Here is a 21,261-nt window from a genome sequence, read left to right as displayed (position 1 = left end):
GTCGCGGGATCGGCTGATCCGGTGAAACACCCCCGCCCTCCGGTGCCGTCCCCCGCCCCGTCCGCGTCCCGCTCGCGAAGGTGTCGGGGGCGTGCCCGCGGCCGTGCGGGCCCCGAGGAGAGAGGGGGCGCGATGGGCAGGGAGCACATCGACACCCGGCAGCTGGCACAGCTCACCGAGCAGTCCCAGGACCTGCACAGCGACGCGCTGAGGATCACGGGCCGGGCCATGGCGCCGACCGCGTCCGAGGAGGACGTCATGGCGCTGCAGACGGCAGCGTCACTGGAGAATCTGGCGGTCGGCGTCTACCGCACCGCCGCCCGTCTGCCGTTCATCAGGAGCGGCAACAAGACGCTCGTGACGTTCATCTCGACGACCACGCGGCAGCACGAGGAGCACGCCAAGGCGTTCAACGCCGCGGTCACCCGGGCCGGCGGCCGGGCCCAGACCGGGACCGACCCGAAGTACGCGGCCGTGGTCAGGAAGACGCTGCCGACCGTGAAGACCCCGGCGGACGTGGTCAAGCTGGCCATCTCCCTGGAGGACGTGGCCGCGCAGACGTACACCAAGAACGTCGGCCAGGTCAGCAGTGGGCCGCTGCGCCGGCTCTTCGGCTCCGTGGCGCCGGTGGAGGCACAGCACCGCGCGACGCTGCTGGCGGTGCAGGCGCTGCTCAGCGCCGGGGACGAGAGCCTGATCGCGCTCCCCACCGATGTCGCGAAGCTGCCCCCGGCGGTCGGATCGGTGGGCTTCCCCGACGCGTTCTACCCGACGGCAGACGCGTCGCCGGTCTCGGAAGGGGCGATCCGATGACCACGCGTACGGGTACGAGCACGGGTACAGGTACGGGTGGCACGCGCGGCGGCTGGGAACTGCCCGTCGGCGAGGACGGGCTGGGCCGCCTCACGCGGGAGATGACCGAGGCGCACCGGGAGACCCTGCCCCTGATGCGGGCGCGGGCCGCCGCGCTGGCGGCGCGCCTGGGTGCCGGCCGTACGGGGCGGGAGGGGCCCGTGGACCCCGGGCGCCGGCGGTTCCTGCGGGGCGCGGGCGGCGCCGGGGCGGCGTTCGCCCTGGCGGCCTGCTCGGGCGGGTCCTCCGACGGCCCGGCGAACCCGGTCGCGGAGACGGTCACGTACACCGGGGATCTGCGGTACGTCGCGCTGGCGGTGGCCCTGGAGAACCAGGCGGTCGACGCGTACCGGGCGACCCTGGCGGCGGCGAAGGCGGGCCGGCTGGGCACCGTACCGCCCGCGGTGTCGTCCTTCGTCACGACGGCGAAGGCCCAGCACACCGACCACGCGAAGGTGTGGAACTCGGTGCTGACCGGGGCGGGCACCCCCGCGATCACGGGGGTGCCGCTCACCGACCGCGAGGAGGTCACGACCGCGCTGGGCAAGGCCCGGAACGCGGGCGACGTGGCCGCGCTCGCCCTGCGGCTGGAGGATCAGGCGGCGCAGACGTATCTGCTGTCGACGTACAGCGTGAAGAGCGCGTCGGGGATCGAGACGGCGGCGACGATCGCGCCCGTGGAGGCGATGCACGCGGCGATCCTCCGTTTCGTGCTGGGGGAATACCCCGTGCCGGACGCGTTCCTGCCGGTCGACAAGGCGGCGAAGCCGAGCCTCCTGACGGTGTGAGCCGGGGCGGTGGGAGACTGGGGCGGTCCCACCGCACCACACCGAGATCGAGGCACCACCTTGCCGTTCGTCCCGGCCGCCCGCGCATCGGCGGCCCCCTTGCTCGCCCTCTCCCTGGCGCTCGTCCTCGCCCTGACCGGCTGCGGCACGGGTCAGGAATCCCCCGGCGGATCCTCCGGCAACGCCCCTGCCAGGAGCGGGAGTTCCACCGCCCCGCCGGAGCGGGTCGGGCAGCCGAAGGCGAACGACCCCTTCGACTACCAGCTCGGCGGGGCGTACGACCCGCCCGCCGGGGTGCGTACGGTCATCAGGGACCGTACGGCGAAGCCCGCGCCCGGGGTGTTCAACATCTGTTACATCAACGCCTACCAGACGCAGCCGGACGCCGTGGGGTGGTGGCAGAAGAACCATCCGGACCTGCTGCTGCGGGACGCGGACGGCGACACCGTCATCGACGAGGACTGGGACGAGCCGCTGCTGGACATCTCCACCGCCGATCGCCGCGAGCGGCTGGCGGGCATCGTCGGCGGGTGGATCGACGGCTGCGCGCGGGACGGGTTCGACGCCGTCGAGGCGGACAACCTCGACTCGTACCTGCGGTCGGACTCCCTGCTCGACCGCGAGCAGGCGACCGCCTTCGCCCGGCTGCTGGCCGCGCGCGCCCACCGGGCGGGGCTGTCGATCGGCCAGAAGAACGCGGTGGAGATGAGCGGGGCGCGGGACGCCATCGGCTTCGACTTCGCGGTCGCCGAGGAGTGCGGGCGGTACGACGAGTGCGGGGAGTACGCCGAGGCGTACGACGACAAGGTGCTGGTGGTGGAGTACCGGCGGCCGGACTTCACCGCCGCGTGCGAGGAGTGGGGCGACCGGCTGTCGATCGTCCTGCGGGACCTCGACGTCGTCCCTGCGGGCGAGCCGGGCCATGTCGACGAGCGCTGCTGACACCGTGTGAGACCGGCCCCGCCCGTTCCTCCGGACGGGGTCCCGGCGCCGGGGTCACCGGCGCCGGAGCCAGCGGGGGCGCAGCCAGCGGGGGCCGCGCCGGGGGCGGGGCGGCGGCAGCACGGGGCCTGTGCGGGGAGGCAGGGGCCCGCTGTCGACGTCGGCCGGCAGGCGCAGCCCTTCCTTGTCGTACCGGGTCGCCGCGATCACCTCCACGAGCCGCTCCTCGTCGAAGCTCTCCGAGTCCCGTACGTGCGGGACGAAGCCGACGAGCACCCCGTCCTCGACGACCTCGGCCCGCAGTCCCAGCTCCCCGTCGATGTCCCAGACGGCCTCACCGCCGTCGTACAGGACCACCCGTACACCGCATTGGTACACGCCCAGATGCGCCAGATGGGCCGGCACACCCCGGGCCCGCAGCGACGTCACGAGACGGCCGGCACGTTCCTCATCCATCTGATGGCCATCTCCCCGTGCGGTGACCTGTGGGCGACTTTTGCAGGGTTATGTCCCTACGGCTTCATGGTAGGACGATTCCCCGGGATCTGGGCGGGCACCCGGTCGCCCGCCCACCCCCGCAGTTCCGGCTCGTCCAGCGAACGGACCCACAGGTCGACCAGTGCCATGGTCCGTTCGGCCGGCCACGGGCCGACGCCCAGGATGCGCATCCCGGCCCGTTCCGCGGCCTCGATCCCGCAGTGGGAGTCCTCGACCGCGAGGGTGTCGGCCGGGTCCGTGCCGCAGAGCCGGGCCGCGGTGAGATAGACGTCCGGGTGCGGCTTGGGTCTGATGCCGTTGTCGTCGTCGGGTACGACGACATGGTCGAAGCGGTCGAGCAGGCCGGCCGTGCCGAGCGAGGACTCCACCACCTCCTTCGGGCAGTTGCTGGCGACGGCCAGCGGGGCGAACCGGGCCGCCTGTTCGACGAGTTGGCGCGCGCCGGGCATGGTCAGGGGCCGGTCGGCGACCAGGGCGCCGAAGTGCCCGAGCAACCGGTCCGTCAGATCCGCGCCCAGCTCCGGGTGGCCCGCCTCCTCGGCCATGAGAACGCCGCACTCCGTGTAGTGCAGCCCCTTGGCCCGCTCGGTGAAGCCCGGCGCGGGGGTGAATCCGAACTCGCGCAGGGCGCGGAGGCGTGCGTCCTGCCAGTGGCATTCGGTGTCCATGAGAGTGCCGTCACAGTCGAAGACGATGGCGGCAGGTGTCCAGGAAAGGATGCGTTGAGCTGTCATCCGATTGTTTCCGTTTCAGGAGAGCCCTGACAGCGGTAGCGCTGGCCACCGCATCGATGTGAATACACCGCGGGCGCGAGGGTCACCCGCGAAGAGAAGCGGGTGCGGTTCCAGGCGGGCGCGGCCTCGGAATGGAGGCCGGATCCAGCGACCACCGAAGAACATAACGATCGCTACGCTAGAGAGAGAAACATTGAGCAGTCAAGCGATCGCATTTAGTATCGCTATCTGCTTATTGGTACCGCAGCACCCCGAAAGCCTTCTGCAGACCGTCCTGGAAAAAGCGGAAAACGCAGGTCGCGTGGTGCGGAACGCACAACACGCGGGCGGGCGGGTCGTATTCGATGAAGCGCGCCGTTTTCAGCCGACCGGCGGTAGGGCGGAGCAGTCTGCCGCGGCTCACGAAGGCCGCCGCCTGACGCGCCGCCTCCAGAACGATCATCCCCGGCAGATGGTCGGTCGCGTGGTCGAAGAAGTACGGATGCCTCATGTCCGCGGGTTCCACCAGGAGGGTGGCGCCGTCGGTGCCGAGCACCACGTCGTGCGCGCCGCTCACCCCGACCCCGGCCGGGTCGGGGCGCGTCCGGTCCGCCGCTCCGGCGGGCGCGGTGACCGCCGTACGGCCCTCCCGTACGGCGTCGTACTGCTCGGGCCGGAAGAACCGGGCGCCACCCCCGGCCCGGGCGAAGCACACCCCGCCGGCCAGGTAGTCGACCTCCAGCCGGATGCCGCTGACCTCCCCTTCCGCGTCATGGCGCAGGCCGCTCACGCCGACGCGGCAGCGGACGCAGGTGGCCCCGGAGACCAGCCGCGGTTCGGCGGCCGGGTCGATCTCGTAGAACAGGTCGGTGATGACCAGGTTCGCCGACGGCCGGACCGCGAAGTACCGCAGGGGGATGTAGATGCCGAGCTGGCGCAGCGTCTCGACGATCATCAGCGGGCTGTGCAGTTCACCGCCGCCGCGCGGGAAGGTCGGGTGGGAGCGCGGCCAGGAGGCCGCGGCCTCGAATCCGCCGCCCCTCGCCCGCCGTACGTCGGTGAGCAGCACCTCCGCGACGGAGGCGCGGTGCACGAGCTCGCGGGCCACCGTACGCGACCAGGACAGCGGTCGGTCGTATCCGTCGTACCGGCCGACACCACCCGATGTGTTCATGCGACCAGAACATCTTAATTCTTCTGCATACGCACCCTCTCCCGGCCCGCGCGGAGCACCGACGGGGCGTCCGGCAAAGACGCTAGATTGCGTACTGTCATTTATCGGAACGGCAATCCGGAGTGTACGTGCAGGTACGGGCGGAGCAGGTACGGGCGAAAGCGACGCGGAGGTTTCTGCTGGAGGCGGCGGCACATCTGTTCGACGAACGGGGTTATGTCGGAACCAGCATCAGTGATATCAGCACACAATCAGGTCGTACCAGTGGTGCTATTTATTTCCATTACGCCAGCAAGGAGAATCTGGCGCTGGCCATTGTCGAGGAGCATTTCGCGGCCTGGCCCGAACTGATCGGCCGCTACCGGACGGCCGGATTCCCGGCGCTCGAACGACTGGTGGCCCTGAGCTTCGACGTGGCCAGAGCCTTCCGCGACGACGTGGTGATCCGCGCCGGCTCCCGGCTCTGGGCGGAGCGCTCCGCCATCGACGTCACCCTGCCGCGCCCCTTCGTGGGGTGGCTGGAGACGGTCACCGGACTGCTCGAAGAGGCGCGTGAGGAGGGGGCGCTCGCCGAGGGGATCGCCCCGGAGATGGCCGCGCACGGACTGGTCTGCGCCTTCTTCGGGCTGCACACCGTCTCGGACGCGCTGGAGGGGCGCCGCCAGATCGAGGAGGGGCTGCACGATCTGTGGCTGCTGCTCCTGACCGCGCTCCGGCCCGGGTGCGACGCGCGGGCGCTGATCACCCGGGCGCGTGAACACGGCGAACGGATGCGCGAGGCCGCGGCGGAGAAGGAGCGCGGGGCGAAGGGCGAGGGGAGGACCCCGCGGAAGCGGAAGGCGAAGGGCAAGGCAGGCCGGCCGAAGGGGACGGCGGCCGGCGTGGGGCCCTGAGCACCGCCGCGGCCTTCCCGGTCCTGCCGTTCCATCAGACCCCGGTCGGCGGGGCCGCGCTCGTTCGCCGTGCCGCCAACTGCGGGCCGAGGGCGGCCTTCCGGGGCGTGAGGGACGCCCCGGAAGGCCGTCCACCACCTCGCTCCCTTCCCCGTCTCCTCACGGAAAGCCGCACGTAACAAGCTATTGACAGGACATATGGACATCGAGCATCGTACGAGCAACTAGAGCGCGCTAGTAGAGCGTGCCAGGTGCTGGAGGTCCCCTTACATGGCAGTCCTGGACGTCCTGACCATGGGACGGGTCGGAGTCGACATCTATCCGCTGCAGACCGGCGTCGGTCTGGCGGATGTCACCTCGTTCGGCAAGTACCTGGGAGGCAGCCCCACCAACGTCGCGGTCGCGTCGGCGCGTTACGGCAGGACCGCGGCGGTGATCACCAAGACCGGCGACGATCCCTTCGGCCGGTACGTGCGGCGCGCGCTCGCCGAGTACGGCGTCGACCCCAGCCACGTCGGGGTCTCCGCGGTCGCGCCGACCCCGGTGACGTTCTGCGAGATCTTCCCGCCGGACGACTTCCCGCTCTACTTCTACCGGCTGCCGCTCGCCCCCGACCTGGACATCCGCCCCGCCGATCTGGATCTCGGCGCCGTCGCGTCGGCCCGGATCTTCTGGATGACCGGCACCGGGCTGAGCGCCGAGCCGAGCCGGTCGGCGACGCTCGCGGCGCTCCGGCACCGGAACCGGGCGGGCATCACCGTCTTCGACCTCGACTGGCGGCCGATGTTCTGGGAGGGCGCGTACGCGGGCGGCCGCGAGGTCCGTCCCGGCGAGGCCGTCGCGGAGGCCCGCGCGTACTACCGCGAGGCACTCGCCCACGCCACCGTCGCCGTCGGCAACCGCGACGAGTGCGAGATCGCCACCGGCGAGACCGAACCGTACGCCGCCGCCCGCGCGCTGCTCGCACTCGGCGTCGGGACCGCCGTCGTCAAGCAGGGCCCCAAGGGCGTGCTGGCGATGGACCGGTCCGGCACCGCGGTCGAGGTGCCGCCCGTACCGGTCGAGGTCGTCAACGGCCTCGGCGCGGGCGACGCGTTCGGCGGCGCGCTCTGCCACGGGCTGCTGGCCGGCTGGGACCTGGCGCGGACGATGCGCTTCGCCAACGCCGCGGGCGCGATCGTCGCCGGGGAGCTGGCCTGCTCGGACGCCATGCCCGACGCGGCGGCGGTCGAGGCGCGGCTCGGCGGGAACACGATCGAGGAGGAGAGCACGGGTGTCGAGGGAGTCCAGGGTGTCTGACCGGATCCTGTCCGACCGGATCCGGCGGATCGTCGAGACACGGGTCACCAACCCCGGCGCCATCGCCGAGGCCGCCGCCCGGCGGGTCAGGGCCGCCTCGCCGCTCGGCGGGAACGGCCGGGCGATGATCATCGCCGCCGACCACCCCGCGCGCGGCGCCAACGCGGTCGGCTCCGACCCCACCGCGATGGCCGACCGCCGGCAGCTCCTGGACCGGATGTGCACCGCGCTGGAGCGCCCCGGGGTGACCGGGGTCCTCGCCACCGCCGACATCCTGGAGGACCTGCTGCTGCTCGGCGTGCTCGACGGCAAGAGCGTCTTCGGCTCCATGAACCGCGCGGGGCTGGCCGGTTCGGCCTTCGAGATCGACGACCGGTTCACCGGGTACGACGCCGAGACCATCGCCGCCATGCGCTTCGACGGGGGCAAGACGCTCACCCGTATCTGCCTGGACGACCCGGCCACCCCCTCCGTGCTGGAGCAGACCGCGCACGCCGTGGACGAGCTGAACGACCGGGCGCTGATCGCCATGATCGAGCCGTTCCTCTCCCGCTGGGTGGACGGGAAGATCCGCAACGACCTCTCCCCCGACGCGGTGATCACGTCGATCACCATCGCGTCCGGACTCGGCCGCCGCAGCGCCTACACCTGGCTGAAGCTGCCGGTCGTCGAGGAGATGGAGCGGGTCCTCGCCTCCTCCACGCTGCCCGTGCTGCTGCTCGGCGGCGAGGTCAAGGACGCGGAGGCGGCGTTCACCGCCTGGCAGAAGGCGCTCGCCCTGCCGACCGTGCAGGGCCTGATCGTCGGCCGGTCGCTGCTCTACCCCGCGGACGGCGATGTCGCCGGGGCCGTGGACCGCGCGGTGAGCCTGCTGTGACCGGCCGCCCCGCCGCCGACGCGTACATCGTGTACCCCGCGGGTGCCGACCCCGCCACCCGCCACCCGCACCACCAGCACCACCAGCACCAGCACCCGCACCCGCACCAGTCGACCGAAGGAGCGCGAGGAGTCCGTGGTGAGTGACCACTCCCTGCATCTGCCCGCCGGTTCCACCGCCGAGGGACCGTACACCACCGTCGTCACCCCCGAGTCGGCGCGCTGGGGCCACTCCGGGCTGCGCGTCGTCGAACTCGCCCCGGGCGAACAGGTCTCCCTCGGCACCGGCGACAGCGAGTACCTGGTGCTGCCGCTCGGCGGGTCCTGCACGGTCGTCGCCGACGGCAGGACCCTTCTCCTCGCCGGCCGGGACGGCGTCTTCGACGCGGTCAGCGACTTCGCGTACCTCCCCCGCGACACCGACGCCGTGATCCGCAGCGAGCGCGGCGGGCGCTTCGCCCTCCCCTCGGCGCGCTGCGAGCGCCGGCTGACCGTACGGTACGGGCCCGCCCAGGACGTACCGGCCGAGCTGCGCGGCGCCGGGAACTGCTCGCGCCAGGTCAACAACTACTGTCTGCCCGGCACGTTCGAGGCGGACCAGCTCCTCGTCTGCGAGGTGCTCACCCCCGGCGGCAACTGGTCGTCGTACCCGCCCCACAAGCACGACGAGGCCCGCCACGACGAGCACGGCACCCCGGTCGAGAGCGAGCTGGAGGAGATCTACTACTTCGAGGTGGCACCGGGCCCGGCCGGCCCCGGCCTCGGCTACCAGCGGGTGTACGGGACGGCCGAGCGGCCCCTCGACGTCCTCGCCGAGGTGCGCAGCGGGGACACGGTGCTGATCCCGCACGGCTGGCACGGCCCCTCGATCGCCGCCCCCGGCTACGACCTCTACTACCTGAACGTCATGGCGGGCCCCGGCCCGGACCGCGCGTGGCTGATCTGCGACGATCCGGCCCACGGCTGGGTCCGCGCCACCTGGGAGGACCAGGCCACCGACCCCCGGCTGCCGTTCGGCACCGGCACCGGCACCCCCGAGGAGCTGTGATGGCGACGGAGACCGTACGGCTCACCACCGCGCAGGCGCTCGTACGGTTCCTGGCGAACCAGTACAGCGAGCGCGACGGCGAGGAGCAGCGGCTGATCCCCGGTGTCTGGGGCATCTTCGGGCACGGCAACGTGGCGGGGCTCGGGCAGGCGCTGCTCCAGGCGGACCGTACCGGCGAGGCGGACCTCCCCTACCACCTGGCCCGCAACGAACAGGGCATGGTGCACGCCGCGGTGGCCTTCGCGAAGATGCGCGACCGGCTCTCCGCGTACGCCTGCACCGCGTCCACCGGACCCGGCTCCACCAACATGATCACGGGCGCGGCCCTGGCCACCACCAACCGGTTGCCGGTGCTGCTGCTGCCCAGCGACATGTTCGCCACCCGCGCCGCCGACCCCGTCCTCCAGCAGCTGGAGGACACCCGGGGCGGCGACGTCTCCGTCAACGACGCCTTCCGCCCGGTGTCCAAGTACTTCGACCGGATCAGCCGGCCCGAACAGCTCGTGCCCGCCGCGCTCGCCGCGATGCGGGTGCTCACCGACCCGGTGGAGACCGGCGCGGTGACGCTCTGTCTGCCGCAGGACGTGCAGGCCGAGGCGTACGACTGGCCGGTGGGGTTCTTCCGGCGCCGCGTCTGGCACATCGGCCGGCCCGTGCCGGAGCCCGCCGCGCTGGCGCGCGCCGCCGCACTGCTGCGCACCGCGCGCAGGCCGCTGCTCGTCGCGGGCGGCGGGGTGGTGTACTCCGGCGCCGAGGGCGCGCTGCGCGACTTCGCCGAGGCCACCGGCATCCCGGTCGCGGACACCCACGCGGGCAAGGGCGCGCTGCCCTGGGACCATCCGGGCGCGGTCGGCGGCCTCGGCTCGACCGGGACGACGGCGGCCAACGCGCTGGCGGCCGAGGCGGATGTCGTCCTCGGCGTGGGCACGCGCTACAGCGACTTCACCACCGCGAGCCACACCGTGTTCGGCGACCCGGACGTGCGGTTCGTCAACCTGAACGTGGCCCGGCTCGACGCGGTGAAGCACTCCGCCGAGCCGCTGGTCGCCGACGCCCGGCTCGGACTCCAGGCGCTGGAGCGGGAGCTGGCCGGCTGGGGGACCGACGACGCCTACCGGCAGCGGGTGGCGGAGCTGGCCGGGGAGTGGCGGCGTACGGCGGAGGAGTGCCTCTCCGCCGACCACGGGCCGCTGCCCGCGCAGACCGCGATCCTGGGCGCGCTGCGCCGGTCGCTCGACGACCGGGACGTGGTGATCAACGCGGCGGGCTCGCTGCCCGGCGACCTCCAGATGCTGTGGCGCGCCCGCGACCCGAAGGCGTACCACGTCGAGTACGCGTACTCCTGCATGGGGTACGAGGTGGCGGCCGGGCTCGGCGCGAAGATGGCCGATCCGAGCCGTGAGGTCGTCGTCCTGGTCGGTGACGGCTCGTATCTGATGATGGCCCAGGAGATCGTCACCATGGTCTCCGAGCGGGTCAAGGTCATCATCGTGATCGTCCAGAACCACGGATTCGCCTCGATCGGCGCGCTCTCGGAGTCGCTGGGCTCGCAGCGCTTCGGTACGCGCTACCGCTACCGGGACGCCGGGAGCGGGCAGCTCGACGGCGAGGTCCTGCCGGTCGACCTGGCCGCCAACGCCGCCTCGCTCGGCGCGGACGTCCTCTCCGCCACCACCGCCGAGGAGTTCGGCCGGGCGATGGCCAAGGCCCGGGACGCGGACCGGACGACCGTCGTCCATGTCGAGACGGACCTGTACGGGCCGAACCCGCCCGGCAGCGCCTGGTGGGACGTCCCGGTCGGCGAGGTCTCCGAGCTGGAGTCGACCCGGCGCGCGTACGGGACGTACCGCGACGCGAAGCGCTCCCAGCGCCACTACCTCTGACGCCTCCTGTCCCCCTGCCTCCCGCCTCCCGCCTCCCGCTTCCTGTGAAAGGGCAACCCCCCATGACTGTGCGCATCGGTGTGATCGGCACCGGCATGATCGGCCAGGACCACATCCGCCGGCTCACCCATGTGATCACCGGCACCCGGGTCACGGCGGTGTTCGACATCGACACGGCGCGGGCCGAGGAGGTCGCCGCCACCGTCGGCGCCCGCGCACTGGCCACCGGGCGCGAGGTCATCGACGCGCCCGACGTGGACGCCGTCGTCGTCACCTCGTGGGGCCCGACCCACGCCGAGCACGTCCTCGGCGCCATCGGCGCGGGCAAGCCGGTCTTCTGCGAGAAGCCGCTCGCCACGGAGGCCGAGGACTGTCTGGAGATCATCGAGGCGGAGACCGCCCATGGCTCCCGGCTCGTCCAGGTCGGCTTCATGCGCCGCTACGACGCCGGCTACCGCGAGATGAAGAAGGTCATCGAGTCGGGCGCCATCGGTGTCCCGCTGATGGTGCACTGCGCCCACCGCAACGCGACCGTCCCGGCCTCCTACACCTCGGCGATGGCCGCGCAGGACACCGCCGTTCACGAGATCGACGTGCTGCGCTGGCTGCTGGACGACGAGATCCGCTCCGTACAGGTGGTGACGCCGCGCCGGACCGGCAAGCGGCACGCGCACCTCCAGGACCCGCAGATCATGCTCTTCGAGACCGCCGAGGGCGTCCGAATCGATCTGGAGGTCTTCGTCAACTGCCAGTACGGGTACGACATCCAGTGCGAGACCGTCGGCGAGGACGGGCTCGTCCGCCTCCCCGACCCGGCGGCCGTCTCCGTACGCACGGCGGGGCGCGCCTCCACCGGAATCCTCCAGGACTGGCAGGGCCGCTTCGAGAACGCCTTCGACACCGAGTTCCGCGAGTGGGCCGAGTCCGTCGCGAACGGCGCCGAGCCCACCGGCCCCTCGGCGTGGGACGGCTACGCCGCGACCGTCATCACCGGCGCGCTCGTCCAGGCCCTGGAGTCCGGCGGGATCGTCCGGGTGGACGCCCTGGAGAAGCGGCCCGCCTTCTACGGAGGGGACACCCGGTGAAGATCGCCCTCGACCCGTACATGCTCCGCGCCCTGCCCATCAGGGAGATGGTGCGCACCGTCGCCGACCTGGGTTACGCCTACATCGAGCTGTCCCCGCGCGACGACTTCATGCCCTTCTTCCGTCACCCGCGCGCCGACGACGAGCGGGTCGCCGAGCTGAGGAGCGCGCTGGACGAGACGGGGGTGCAGCTCTCCAGCGTGCTGCCGCTCTACAAGTGGTCCAGCCCGGACGAGACGGAGCGGCAGAGCGCCGTCCGCTACTGGAAACGGATGATCGAGATCACCGCCCAGCTCGGCTGCCCGCTGATGAACTCCGAGTTCAACGGCCGCCCGGAGGCCGCCGCGCAGAGCGAGGCGGCGTTCTGGCGGTCGATGGAGGAGCTGCTGCCGGTCTTCGAACGCGAGGGCATCGCGCTCAACCTGGAGGCCCACCCGGACGACTTCTGCGAGGAGAACGACCCGGCGGTCGATCTCGTCCGGGCGATCAACAAACCGTATGTGAACTACCTGTACTGCGCCCCGCACACCTTCCACCTCTCCGGCGCGGCCCCGGGCGCGGACATCGCGAGGATGCTGCGGTACGCGGGCGACAAGCTGCGGCACCTGCACCTCGCGGACACCTTCGACCACAAGGGCTCGTCCGGGCTGCGGTACATCCTCAACCCGCCGGGCACGGCCGCCCGGATCCACCAGCATCTCGACATCGGGCAGGGGGAGGTGGACTGGAACACCTTCTTCTCGACCCTGCGGGAGATGAACTTCGACGGGGTGGCGACGGTCTGCGTCTTCGCGTGGGAGGAGCGGGCGAGGGAGTCGTCCGCGCTGATGCTGGACCGCGTCACGAAGGAGCTGGCCCGCTGAACTCCCGCTGCTCCGGAGGCTCCTGCCGCTCCGGTGCGTACCGGAGCAGCAGGGTGGCGGCGTCGTCGTGCAGCGGGCCCGCCACATGGCGTACGAGATCCCTGCGCAGCGCCTCCAGCGCCGCCGCCGGATCGGGTCCTGCGAGGAGCGCGGCCCGCTCGCCGAGCGGGTAGAAGGTCCCGGCCGCGTCGCGCGCCTCCGTCACCCCGTCGGTGTAGAGGAGGAGTTGGTCGCCGGGGGCGAACGCCACGTGGAAGGGCCGGGGGCCCTCGGTGCCGTGCGCCTCCAGGCCGAGGGGCAGCGCGTACTGGTCGGGCTCGGGGAACTCCACCGCGCCGTCCGCGCGCAGCACCATGGGCGGCGGATGCCCGTAGTTGAGGAAGACGGCGCCACCGTCCTCGCCGATCTCGGCGATCAGCGCGGTGACGAACTTCTCGCCGTCCAGCTCCCTGCTCATGGCGCGCTCCACCCGGGCGCCGACGCCGGTCAGTCCTGGCTCGTCGTGCGCCGCCTCCCGGAAGGCACCGAGGACGACCGCGACGGTCTCCACCGCTTCGAGCCCCTTGCCCTGGACATCTCCGACGATCACGCGGACGCGCCCCGCGCCGACGGCCACCTCGTACAGGTCGCCCCCGATCCGCGCCTCCGCCACCGCCGAGGTGTACGAGACGGCGACGCGCAGCGGCCCCGCCGTGCCCGGTACGGGGCGGAGCAGCGCGCGCTGGGCCACCTCCGCGATCGAGCGGACGCTGGCGAGTTCGGCCTCGCGGCGCTGCCGCATCCCGACGGCGACCAGGCTCGCCGCCGTCACCCCGGCGACCGAGGCGAACGCCGTGTAGCCGCGGCGGCTCTGCAGCAGCCCGTCGTACAGCCCGAGTGTGAGACAGCACACGAGGGCGAGGACACCGATGAAGGCGGTGCGCCGCCAGCCGCCCACGAGTCCGGCGAAGGCGGGGCCGAGCGAGAAGAGCGGCAGGAAGCCGATCTTGGGCCCGGCGATCAGCTCCACGAGCGCGACGACGGCGAGCGCCGCGAACGGGAGAACGCCCAGGACAACGGGGGTGGAGAGATCCGCGCCCGGGGTGCCGCGGCCGGTCGGCGCGCCGTCCCCCGCCCCGGTGCGGGCGCCCGCGTTCACGCCCGGAAACGCGGCGGTCACGGCGGCCGGGGCGCCGCCGGGTCTCGCGCCGGGTCCCGTGCCCGGCTTCCCGCCGGGCCGCGTGCCGGACCGGCCTTCCGGTCGGTCCTCCCGCAGCATGTCCGCTCCCGCCTCGCCCATGTTTAGACTATGCAAAGGTTCTGTTGTCAAAGCATCGCGAAAGCTCCATGAACGTCCCGTCGTTATCGAATCGACGCCGTCATCCGGCCTCTGCGGTGCCAGGAGGTGCAGGGCTGTGAAGCAGCCGTCCCCGCCGCCGGGCGTGACGCCCCCCACCGGATGGCGGCGGAAGGTGGACAGACTGCCGATCCTCCTCTACCGCGCGGGCCTCGGACCGCTGTTCGGCCGGCGGATGCTGCTGCTCATCCACACGGGCCGGTTCACGGGGCAGTCGCGCCAGGTCGTGATCGGGGTCGTCGAGCAGGAAAGGGCGCCGCGGAGCTGGACCGTCACCTCCGGCTCCGGCGCGTCGGCGCAGTGGTACCGGAACCTGCGCCACACCCCCCAGGTGACCATCCAGACCGGCCGCCGCTACCACGCGGTCACGGCCCGCTTCCCGGCCCCGGAGGAGTGCGGCCTGATCATGGAGCGGTACGCGCGCGCCAGGCCCCGCGCGGCGAGGACGCTCTGCGCGTTCCTGGGCCTCGACCCGGAGGCCGACGCAGGACCCGACGCGGACGCGGACGCCCGCCTCGCGGCGTACCGGGCGGCCGGCGAGCGGATCGCGTTCGTACGGCTGGAGGAGTCCCGTCCTTCGTTCCCGCGCCCGGCGTCCTCCCCGGCGACGGAACCGCCCGCCTCCTGAAGCGGGCCTGCGGCACGGTGTCTTGAACCGGGGCGGGCGCCCCCACGTACTACCTCCTCAAGACAGGTTGTCGCCGGACTCCGTACTTCCCCGGGCCCCGCGCGCACAGCGTTCGACGCATTTGAAGGACCGGAGGAACGATCCATGCGCTCCAGGCACCGCCCGGTGATGCTCATGGCCTGCATGCTCGCCCTACTGGCGATCAGCGCCACCGCCTGCTCCGCGCCCACCGGGAGCGTGGGCGCCGGGTCCGCCGGGTCAGCCGGGTCGGCCGGATCCGCGGGAGGCACCGGGCCCGCCGGGTCCGTCGGCTCCGACGCGCCGGAGGGGTGGCGTGAGGGCGGCTGGCGCGACTGGGACGCCTCGGACTGGGCGCGGGAGGCCGCCGCGTTCTTCAATCCGGTCATCGAGGGGCTGTGGCTCCCGGGCCGGATGCTCCAGGGCGTCAGCCCGGACCGGCCGGTGGACGGGAACTTCGAGGACGCGGGCGTCTCCGACCCGGAGCCGGAGCCTGTCGCCGCGCGGCCGGTGCCCGTCTCGTACCGCGACAGCGCCCCGGTGGTCGGCAAGCTCTTCTTCGACACCCCCGAGGGTCCCTCGGTCTGCTCCGCGACGGTGGTGTCCGACCCGGCCAACCCCGGCGCCTCCAACCTGGTGTGGACGGCGGGGCACTGTGTGCACGCGGGGGCGAAGGGCGGCTGGTTCCGCAACATCGTCTTCGTGCCGTCCTACAACGACAAGGGGCTGTCGAGCGAGGAATTGGTGGGGGTGGGCAAGAGCCGGCTCTCGCCGTTCGGCATCTGGTGGGCGGACTGGGCGCAGACCTCGCCCCAGTGGATCTCCGAGGGGACCCCGTCGGGCGGCAGCGGTTCGCCGTTCGACTTCGCCGTGCTGCATGTGAAGAAGCCGGCGGGCAGCGACTTCGCCTCGCTGGAGGAGACGGTCGGCGGGGCGTCCCGCGTCATGTTCGACGCGCCGTCGGCGACGAAGATCGCGGGGATGAGCCTCTGGGGGTATCCGGCCGCGCCGCCGTTCGACGGGGAGCGGATGTTCTCCTGCCTGGGCCGCCCCGGCCGGCTCTCGGTCCGGGACGACCAGCCGTCGCTGTACCGGGTCGGCTGCACCATGACCGGGGGCTCCTCCGGCGGCGGCTGGTTCATCGAGGACGCGCAGGGGCGGCCCGCGCTGGTGAGCAACACGTCGATCGGCCCGAGCGCCCAGACCTGGCTGGCGGGTCCGTACCTGGGCCCGGGGGCGAAGGCGATCTACGACGCCGTCAGCGACAAGTTCGCCTGAGCGGTGCGGTTTCCGGCCGGGTGAGCGGTCCGGTACGCGACGGGGCGGCGGTCCGGCACGAGGTCCGGGCAGAATCGCGGTGGCGCCGGGGCCCCGGCGTCTCCCGTACGGCCGTACGAAAGCGAGATCCGAAGGTGCCGCACATCATCGTCGAGTACACCCCGAACCTGGCCGAGGACCTGGACGTCGAGACGCTCCTCGACGTCCTGCACGAGACCGCGCTCGGCCTGGGCGTCTTCCCCCGCTGGGGCACCCGCACGCTCGCCATGCCGGCGACCGCCGCCCGGGTCGGCGACCGTCCGGGGAGCGGGCCCGCCAACGGCCATGTGCAGATCAGGCTGACGATCGCGCCCGGCCGCCCCGAGGAGCTCAGGAGCCGGATAGCGGACGAGCTCTTCGCGGCGGCGGAGAAGCACCTGGAGCCGATCGCGGCCCGCCGCCCGGTCGGCTTCCAGCTCACGATCACCGAGTTCGACGCCCCGGTCACCCGGACCGGCGGCAGCATCGCCGGCTCCCCGACCCACCGGCCGCCGCTCGACGCGTAGGCCCGTCCGGCCCCGTCCGCCGCCGAGCCCGGTGGCGGACGGGGAACCGGGGCGGGCGCGCCGGCGCCGGTCGTCGCGTCCGGAAACGTTTTGCCTGGACGGGGGGCGTCCGGGGAGACTGCGAGGACCGCACCACCGCGTCCCCCTCACCGGCCCCGAAAGCAGTCTGAGCCCTCCCCATGCACGACCGACTCACCTCCGGCCCCGCCGCCACGCCGACCGCCGGATCCACCGAATCCGCCGAACCGCTGGCCGGCGGGCTCAAGCAGCGCCATCTCACCATGCTCGGGCTCGGCGGCGTCATCGGCGCCGGGCTCTTCGTCGGCTCCGGCGCCGGGATCGCGCTGGCCGGACCCGGGATCGTCGTCTCGTACCTGATCGCGGGCGCGCTCGCGATGTGCGTGATGCGGATGCTGGGCGAGATGTCGACGGCGCTGCCCGCGTCGGGCTCGTTCTCCGTGCACGCCGAGCGCGCGCTCGGCCGGTGGGCGGGTTTCAGCGTCGGCTGGCTGTACTGGTTCCTGCTCGTCGTCGTGCTCGCCGTGGAGGCGACGGGGGCGGCGCAGATCGCGAACGGCTGGCTGCCCTCCGTACCGCAGTGGGCGTGGGTCCTGGTCTTCATGATCGTCTTCACGGGCGCGAACCTCGCCGCCGTGAAGAACTTCGGCGAGTTCGAGTTCTACTTCGCCGCCCTGAAGGTCTTCGCGATCGTCGCGTTCCTGGTCCTCGGGCTCCTCGCGGTCTTCGGTGTGCTCCCCGACACCCGCCCGGCCGGTCTCGCCAACCTCACCGGGCAGGGCGGCTTCCTCCCTCACGGCTGGCAGGGCGTGACCTCTGGGGTGCTCGCCGTGATCTTCGCCTTCGGCGGACTGGAGGTCGTCACGATCGCGGCGGCCGAGTCCGACGACCCGGTGCGCTCGGTGGCCCGCGCGGTACGCAGCGCGGTCTACCGGATCCTGTTCTTCTACGTCGGCTCGATGGCGGTCATCGTGGTCGTGCTGCCCTGGACGGCGCAGAAGGCGGGGCTCAGCCCGTACGTCACGGTCCTCGACGCGATCGGTATCCCGTCGGCCGGGCAGATCATGAACATCGTGGTGTTCGTGGCGCTGCTCTCGGCGCTCAACGCCAACCTGTACGGCTCCTCCCGGATGGTCTTCTCCCTGGCCGAGCGGGGCGAGGCGCCGAAGGCCCTGCTCAAGGTGAGCGGGTCGGGCGTGCCCCGGCGGGCGGTGCTGGCGTCGGTCGCGTTCGGGTTCGTCTCCGTCCTGCTCAATCTGAAGTGGCCCGACTCGGTCTTCCTGTACATGCTCAACGCGGTCGGCGCGGTGCTGCTCTTCGTCTGGGCGATGATCGCCGTCTCGCAGCTGAGGCTGCGCCCGCGCGTCGAGCGGGAGGCGCCGGAGCGCCTGGTCCTGCGGATGTGGCTGTTCCCCGGCCTGACCTGGGTGACGCTCGCCGCGATGGCGACGGTGTTCGTGCTGATGCTCCTCGACGACGCGGCCCGCCCGCAGCTCCTCTGGTCCCTGGGCGCGACGGCGCTCGTGCTGGCGGTGGCGGGGGTACGGGAGCTGCGCGCGCGGCGGGTGTGACCGTACGACACGGGTGATACGTATGCGAACGGGCCCCGGCCCCGCCGTCGCAGGACGGCGGGGCCGGGGCCCGGTGCGTTCGTCACCCGTCGGGCGACGCGGGTCCGGTCTAGTAGGGACCGTTCACGTTGTCGATCGAGCCGTACCGGTCGGCGGCGTAGTTGCACGCGGCCGTGATGTTGGCGACCGGGTCGTAGGCGTCCATCGCCGTACCGGGCACGTGGTACGCCTGGAACGTCGGGGCGATGACCTGGAGAAGACCCTTGGACGGGACGCCGTTCTGGGCGTTGATGTCCCAGTTGTTGATGGCGTTCGGGTCGCCCGAGGACTCCCGCATGATGTTGCGGTGGATGCCCTCGTAGCTGCCGGGGATCCCGTGCTGCGCCATGACGTCCAGCGCCTCGCGGATCCAGCCGTCCAGGTTGTCGGTGTACGTCTTCGCGACGGCCGGCTCGACCGAGCCGGTCCCGGCGGACTCCGTGCTCGTCTTCGTGCTCGTCTCCGTGGCGGTGGTCGCCGGGGCGGCCGCCTTCTTCCCGTTGACGGTCAGCTTGAGGCCGGGGTGCACGAGCGACGGGTTGGCGCCGACGGCGCTCCGGTTGTCCTCGTAGAGCTTCTGCCAGCCGCCGCTGACGGAGTGGGCCTGCGCGATCTTCGACAGGGAGTCGCCCTCGACCACGACATAGGTCGTGGCGGCGGTCTTCGGCGTGGCGGCGGGAGCCTCCGCGGCCTTGGCCGCACGGACGTGTTCCACCGTCGCGGGCGCCGCCTGGGCGGTGGCCGCGGTGACCAGCGGAATCGCGAGAGCGGCGCCCCCGGTGCCGACCGCGACGAGGCGACGGGCGAGCGAGCCGGTTCTGGGGCGGCGGTGCTTGGCGTTTCTGGGCACGACGAATTCCTCTCCGTCGCCTGCGAGGTGAGCTGTCGGGTTCGGGCTGGAGATGCCCGGCCGTACGGCGGTGCGTACGGCTTCACCCCGAGCCGTTCCGGAAATCCGGACCGGCGACTTACCTGGGTCCCCCGCTCCTGCCTTGTGACGGATTGGTGTGTGGGTCTCCGGACAGCGGCAGGATTGGGCGTTCCATCCGGATGGACGAGAACGTAAGCGAGATATCAGGACGGCACAAGTTCCGAATTTTCGGGTCAATAGCCCTTTCGAGGCCGTCCCGGGAACTCAACTTTCCTCTCCCGGGAGAGAAAGCGGCCACCTCGCCCCGCCCGTCCATCGACACTGGGGTGACACAGGTCACGAACGTAACGGAATAATCGGACAGGCAAAAGGCGTCAGAGGCTACAAGTGCCCCTAACGCCACTCAACTTCACTTAACGGTAAATACCGACAAAACGCCCTTATGGGTCACTGTCGGGCGGGAGGATCCGATCGCCCTCCGACCCGACTCCCCGACAACTGGGAACGCCCGGCGGGAATTGAACCGGAAGGCCTCCGAATTCACCGGGCGATTCTTTCTTCTGACGGCCTGTCGCCTCACGGCACGCCTTCGCACCGCATCCTCGTTCACTCCGCATGCTCATTCCGCCGCTGCAAAAGGCGGGGCATGAGCGCGGCAATTCCTCATCTCACCAAGCAGGGACGCTTGCTGTCGAACTCCCAGTCCCGCACCAGAAATCGCATCGCCGCCGCGTCGTCCCGGCCGGAGAGGTTCTTCTCCAGGTACAGCTCGTGGGCGGCGAGGAGCCGGTCCATGTCGAGTTCGACGCCGAGCCCCGGGGTGTCGTCGACGGCGACCTCGCCGGCGACGATGCGCGGGGGCTCCACGGTCAGCCGCTCCAGGCCCTCCTGCCAGATCCAGTGGGTGTCCAGGGCGTTGTACTCGCCGGGGGCGGCGGCCCCGCAGTGGGCCATCATGGCCAGCGAGATGTCGAAGTGGTTGTTGGAGTGGCAGCCCCATGTCAGCCCCGTCGCATGGCAGAGCTGGGCCACCCGCACCGACCCCTGCATGGTCCAGAAGTGCGGGTCGGCGAGCGGGATGGAGACCGACTGGAGCGCCATCGCGTGGGTGAGCTGGCGCCAGTCCGTCGCGACCATGTTGGTCGCGGTGGGCAGGCCGGTGGCCCGGCGGAACTCCGCCAGGATCTCCCGGCCCGAGAAGCCGTCCTCGGCTCCGCACGGGTCCTCGGCGTACGCGAGCGTGCCGAGCAGGGGCCGGCACAGTTCGACCGCTTCCCGCAGCGACCAGGCCCCGTTGGGGTCAAGGGTGATCCGCGCCCCGGGGAAGCGTTCCTTCAGCGCGCGTACGGCCTTGACCTCCTCCGCCCCCGGCAGGACACCGCCCTTGAGCTTGAAGTCCCGGAAGCCGTACCGCTCGTACGTCGCCTCCGCCTGCCGGACGATCGACTCCGGGGTCAGCGCCTCCTCGCGGCGGACGCGGTACCACTCGACGTCCGCGCCGGGTTCCCGGACGTACTCCAGGTCGGTCCTGCCGGGGTCGCCGACGTAGAAGAGGTAGCCGAGGACCCGTACCGCGTCACGCTGCTTGCCGTCCCCGAGCAGCGCGGCCACCGGCACCTCCAGGTGCTGGCCCAGCAGGTCGAGGAGGGCCGATTCGACGGCCGTCACGGCGTGCACCGCGGTGCGCAGGTCGAAGGTCTGCTCCCCGCGCCCGCCCGCGTCACGGCCGCCGAACCGCTCCCCCATGGCCCGCAGTACCCGCTTGTGGTCGCCCAACCTGCTCCCGACGACGAGGGGTTGGGCCTCGCGCAGGGTACGGGTGATGCGCTCACCGCCCGGCACCTCGCCCACACCGGTCCGGCCCTCGGAGTCCTGGACGACCAGGACGTTGCGGGTGAAGTACGGGGCGTGCGCGCCGGAGAGGTTGAGTGCCATGGAGTCACGGCCTGCCACCGGATACACGGAGAAGCCGGTGACGACGGGCTGGCTCATGGGGCGAGTCCTTCCAGGATCCGGATGGTACGGGGCGGTTCCGAGAGCGGG

Annotated in this window: 20 protein-coding genes and 1 riboswitch; of the genes, 14 read left to right on the top strand and 6 right to left on the bottom strand. The window is 72.0% G+C overall.

Annotated elements, in window-relative coordinates; genetic code table 11:
* Positions 1-132: 132 nt before the first annotated feature.
* From ACFTZC_RS20880 to ACFTZC_RS20870, 3 genes are read left to right on the top strand one after another with little or no spacing between them, the layout of a single operon-like run.
* Positions 133-813: a ferritin-like domain-containing protein gene (locus tag ACFTZC_RS20880; RefSeq protein ID WP_382891797.1), complete on the top strand. Its 681-nt coding sequence runs from the start codon at positions 133-135 to the stop codon at positions 811-813.
* Positions 810-1,640 carry a ferritin-like domain-containing protein gene (locus ACFTZC_RS20875; protein ID WP_382891795.1) on the top strand — a complete coding sequence of 277 codons (831 nt, stop codon included), beginning with the start codon at positions 810-812 and terminating at the stop codon, positions 1,638-1,640. The genes ACFTZC_RS20880 and ACFTZC_RS20875 overlap by 4 nt, the downstream gene beginning before the upstream one ends.
* Positions 1,641-1,700: 60 nt before the next feature.
* Positions 1,701-2,582 (top strand): endo alpha-1,4 polygalactosaminidase, encoded by an 882-nt coding sequence (locus tag ACFTZC_RS20870; RefSeq protein ID WP_382891792.1) that lies wholly within the window; start codon positions 1,701-1,703, stop codon positions 2,580-2,582.
* Between the two features lie 54 nt (positions 2,583-2,636).
* On the opposite strand, the gene ACFTZC_RS20865 is transcribed toward ACFTZC_RS20870, so the two are convergent.
* From ACFTZC_RS20865 to ACFTZC_RS20855, 3 genes are all read right to left on the bottom strand, one after another.
* Complete coding sequence (locus ACFTZC_RS20865) at positions 2,637-3,038, bottom strand: hypothetical protein (protein WP_382891790.1); 402 nt, start codon at positions 3,036-3,038, stop codon at positions 2,637-2,639.
* A gap of 56 nt (positions 3,039-3,094) precedes the next feature.
* Positions 3,095-3,814, bottom strand: coding sequence for an HAD family hydrolase (locus ACFTZC_RS20860; protein ID WP_382891788.1), 720 nt, complete (start codon positions 3,812-3,814; stop codon positions 3,095-3,097).
* Positions 3,815-4,046: 232 nt separating this feature from the next.
* A complete protein-coding gene (locus ACFTZC_RS20855) occupies positions 4,047-4,967 on the bottom strand; it encodes a ScbA/BarX family gamma-butyrolactone biosynthesis protein (RefSeq protein WP_382891786.1) in 921 nt (306 codons plus the stop codon).
* Between the two features lie 128 nt (positions 4,968-5,095).
* Here ACFTZC_RS20855 and ACFTZC_RS20850 point away from each other — a divergent pair, with 128 nt between their 5' ends.
* The 7 genes from ACFTZC_RS20850 (at position 5,096) to ACFTZC_RS20820 (ending at position 12,914) form a co-directional block, all read left to right on the top strand.
* Positions 5,096-5,860, top strand: a complete 765-nt coding sequence (locus ACFTZC_RS20850; RefSeq protein ID WP_382891783.1) for a ScbR family autoregulator-binding transcription factor — start codon at positions 5,096-5,098, stop codon at positions 5,858-5,860.
* Between the two features lie 270 nt (positions 5,861-6,130).
* Positions 6,131-7,159 carry a 5-dehydro-2-deoxygluconokinase gene (gene iolC, locus ACFTZC_RS20845; RefSeq protein ID WP_382891782.1) on the top strand — a complete coding sequence of 343 codons (1,029 nt, stop codon included), beginning with the start codon at positions 6,131-6,133 and terminating at the stop codon, positions 7,157-7,159.
* A gap of 4 nt (positions 7,160-7,163) precedes the next feature.
* A complete protein-coding gene (locus tag ACFTZC_RS20840) occupies positions 7,164-8,036 on the top strand; it encodes an aldolase (protein ID WP_382891864.1) in 873 nt (290 codons plus the stop codon).
* A 135-nt stretch (positions 8,037-8,171) separates the two neighbouring features.
* Positions 8,172-9,083: a 5-deoxy-glucuronate isomerase gene (iolB, locus tag ACFTZC_RS20835; RefSeq protein WP_382891862.1), complete on the top strand. Its 912-nt coding sequence runs from the start codon at positions 8,172-8,174 to the stop codon at positions 9,081-9,083.
* The gene (gene iolD, locus ACFTZC_RS20830; protein ID WP_382891780.1) at positions 9,083-10,966 is read left to right on the top strand and encodes a 3D-(3,5/4)-trihydroxycyclohexane-1,2-dione acylhydrolase (decyclizing); all 1,884 of its coding nucleotides are present in this window, start codon (positions 9,083-9,085) and stop codon (positions 10,964-10,966) included. Before iolB ends, iolD begins: the two co-directional genes overlap by 1 nt.
* 62 nt (positions 10,967-11,028) lie before the next feature.
* Entirely contained in the window at positions 11,029-12,051 is a 1,023-nt protein-coding gene (locus tag ACFTZC_RS20825) for a Gfo/Idh/MocA family protein (protein ID WP_382891778.1), read from the top strand.
* On the top strand, positions 12,048-12,914 hold the full coding sequence (locus ACFTZC_RS20820; protein ID WP_382891776.1) for a sugar phosphate isomerase/epimerase family protein: 867 nt from the start codon (positions 12,048-12,050) through the stop codon (positions 12,912-12,914). Before ACFTZC_RS20825 ends, ACFTZC_RS20820 begins: the two co-directional genes overlap by 4 nt.
* Here the strand turns inward: ACFTZC_RS20820 and ACFTZC_RS20815 are convergent.
* The gene (locus ACFTZC_RS20815) at positions 12,892-14,193 is read right to left on the bottom strand and encodes a PP2C family protein-serine/threonine phosphatase (RefSeq protein ID WP_382891774.1); all 1,302 of its coding nucleotides are present in this window, start codon (positions 14,191-14,193) and stop codon (positions 12,892-12,894) included. The genes ACFTZC_RS20820 and ACFTZC_RS20815 overlap by 23 nt on opposite strands.
* A 115-nt stretch (positions 14,194-14,308) precedes the next feature.
* Here ACFTZC_RS20815 and ACFTZC_RS20810 point away from each other — a divergent pair, with 115 nt between their 5' ends.
* The 4 genes from ACFTZC_RS20810 to ACFTZC_RS20795 all read left to right on the top strand — a co-directional run bounded on the left by ACFTZC_RS20810 (position 14,309) and on the right by ACFTZC_RS20795 (position 18,308).
* Positions 14,309-14,878, top strand: coding sequence for a nitroreductase family deazaflavin-dependent oxidoreductase (locus ACFTZC_RS20810; RefSeq protein ID WP_382891772.1), 570 nt, complete (start codon positions 14,309-14,311; stop codon positions 14,876-14,878).
* A gap of 144 nt (positions 14,879-15,022) precedes the next feature.
* Positions 15,023-16,174 carry a trypsin-like serine peptidase gene (locus ACFTZC_RS20805; RefSeq protein ID WP_382891770.1) on the top strand — a complete coding sequence of 384 codons (1,152 nt, stop codon included), beginning with the start codon at positions 15,023-15,025 and terminating at the stop codon, positions 16,172-16,174.
* Positions 16,175-16,308: 134 nt separating this feature from the next.
* The gene (locus ACFTZC_RS20800) at positions 16,309-16,719 is read left to right on the top strand and encodes a hypothetical protein (RefSeq protein ID WP_382891768.1); all 411 of its coding nucleotides are present in this window, start codon (positions 16,309-16,311) and stop codon (positions 16,717-16,719) included.
* 179 nt (positions 16,720-16,898) lie between these two features.
* Positions 16,899-18,308, top strand: coding sequence for an amino acid permease (locus ACFTZC_RS20795; RefSeq protein ID WP_382891766.1), 1,410 nt, complete (start codon positions 16,899-16,901; stop codon positions 18,306-18,308).
* A 109-nt stretch (positions 18,309-18,417) separates the two neighbouring features.
* On the opposite strand, the gene ACFTZC_RS20790 is transcribed toward ACFTZC_RS20795, so the two are convergent.
* Both ACFTZC_RS20790 and ACFTZC_RS20785 read right to left on the bottom strand, forming a co-directional pair.
* Positions 18,418-19,197: a transglycosylase SLT domain-containing protein gene (locus tag ACFTZC_RS20790; RefSeq protein WP_382891764.1), complete on the bottom strand. Its 780-nt coding sequence runs from the start codon at positions 19,195-19,197 to the stop codon at positions 18,418-18,420.
* A gap of 4 nt (positions 19,198-19,201) precedes the next feature.
* A riboswitch (cyclic di-AMP (ydaO/yuaA leader) is annotated at positions 19,202-19,365 on the bottom strand.
* A 516-nt stretch (positions 19,366-19,881) separates the two neighbouring features.
* On the bottom strand, positions 19,882-21,210 hold the full coding sequence (locus tag ACFTZC_RS20785) for an enolase C-terminal domain-like protein (RefSeq protein ID WP_382891762.1): 1,329 nt from the start codon (positions 21,208-21,210) through the stop codon (positions 19,882-19,884).
* Positions 21,211-21,261: the final 51 nt, after the last annotated feature.

Source organism: Streptomyces sp. NPDC056987, assembly GCF_042673865.1.
GTDB lineage: Bacteria > Actinomycetota > Actinomycetes > Streptomycetales > Streptomycetaceae > Streptomyces.
The sequence above is the reverse complement of the archived record's forward strand: the minus strand, read 5'-3'. Positions and strand labels throughout refer to the sequence as shown.

What these genes read in the sequence shown, in the direction of transcription:
- ACFTZC_RS20880 (WP_382891797.1), top strand. Translation starts at nt 133, where the DNA reads ATGGGCAGGGAGCACATCGACACCCGGCAGCTGGCACAGCTCACCGAG.
- ACFTZC_RS20875 (WP_382891795.1), top strand. Translation starts at nt 810, where the DNA reads ATGACCACGCGTACGGGTACGAGCACGGGTACAGGTACGGGTGGCACG.
- ACFTZC_RS20865 (WP_382891790.1), bottom strand. Translation starts at nt 3,038, where the DNA reads ATGGATGAGGAACGTGCCGGCCGTCTCGTGACGTCGCTGCGGGCCCGG.
- ACFTZC_RS20860 (WP_382891788.1), bottom strand. Translation starts at nt 3,814, where the DNA reads ATGACAGCTCAACGCATCCTTTCCTGGACACCTGCCGCCATCGTCTTC.
- ACFTZC_RS20855 (WP_382891786.1), bottom strand. Translation starts at nt 4,967, where the DNA reads ATGAACACATCGGGTGGTGTCGGCCGGTACGACGGATACGACCGACCG.
- iolC (WP_382891782.1), top strand. Translation starts at nt 6,131, where the DNA reads ATGGCAGTCCTGGACGTCCTGACCATGGGACGGGTCGGAGTCGACATC.
- iolD (WP_382891780.1), top strand. Translation starts at nt 9,083, where the DNA reads ATGGCGACGGAGACCGTACGGCTCACCACCGCGCAGGCGCTCGTACGG.
- ACFTZC_RS20825 (WP_382891778.1), top strand. Translation starts at nt 11,029, where the DNA reads ATGACTGTGCGCATCGGTGTGATCGGCACCGGCATGATCGGCCAGGAC.
- ACFTZC_RS20815 (WP_382891774.1), bottom strand. Translation starts at nt 14,193, where the DNA reads ATGGGCGAGGCGGGAGCGGACATGCTGCGGGAGGACCGACCGGAAGGC.
- ACFTZC_RS20805 (WP_382891770.1), top strand. Translation starts at nt 15,023, where the DNA reads ATGCGCTCCAGGCACCGCCCGGTGATGCTCATGGCCTGCATGCTCGCC.
- ACFTZC_RS20795 (WP_382891766.1), top strand. Translation starts at nt 16,899, where the DNA reads ATGCACGACCGACTCACCTCCGGCCCCGCCGCCACGCCGACCGCCGGA.
- ACFTZC_RS20785 (WP_382891762.1), bottom strand. Translation starts at nt 21,210, where the DNA reads ATGAGCCAGCCCGTCGTCACCGGCTTCTCCGTGTATCCGGTGGCAGGC.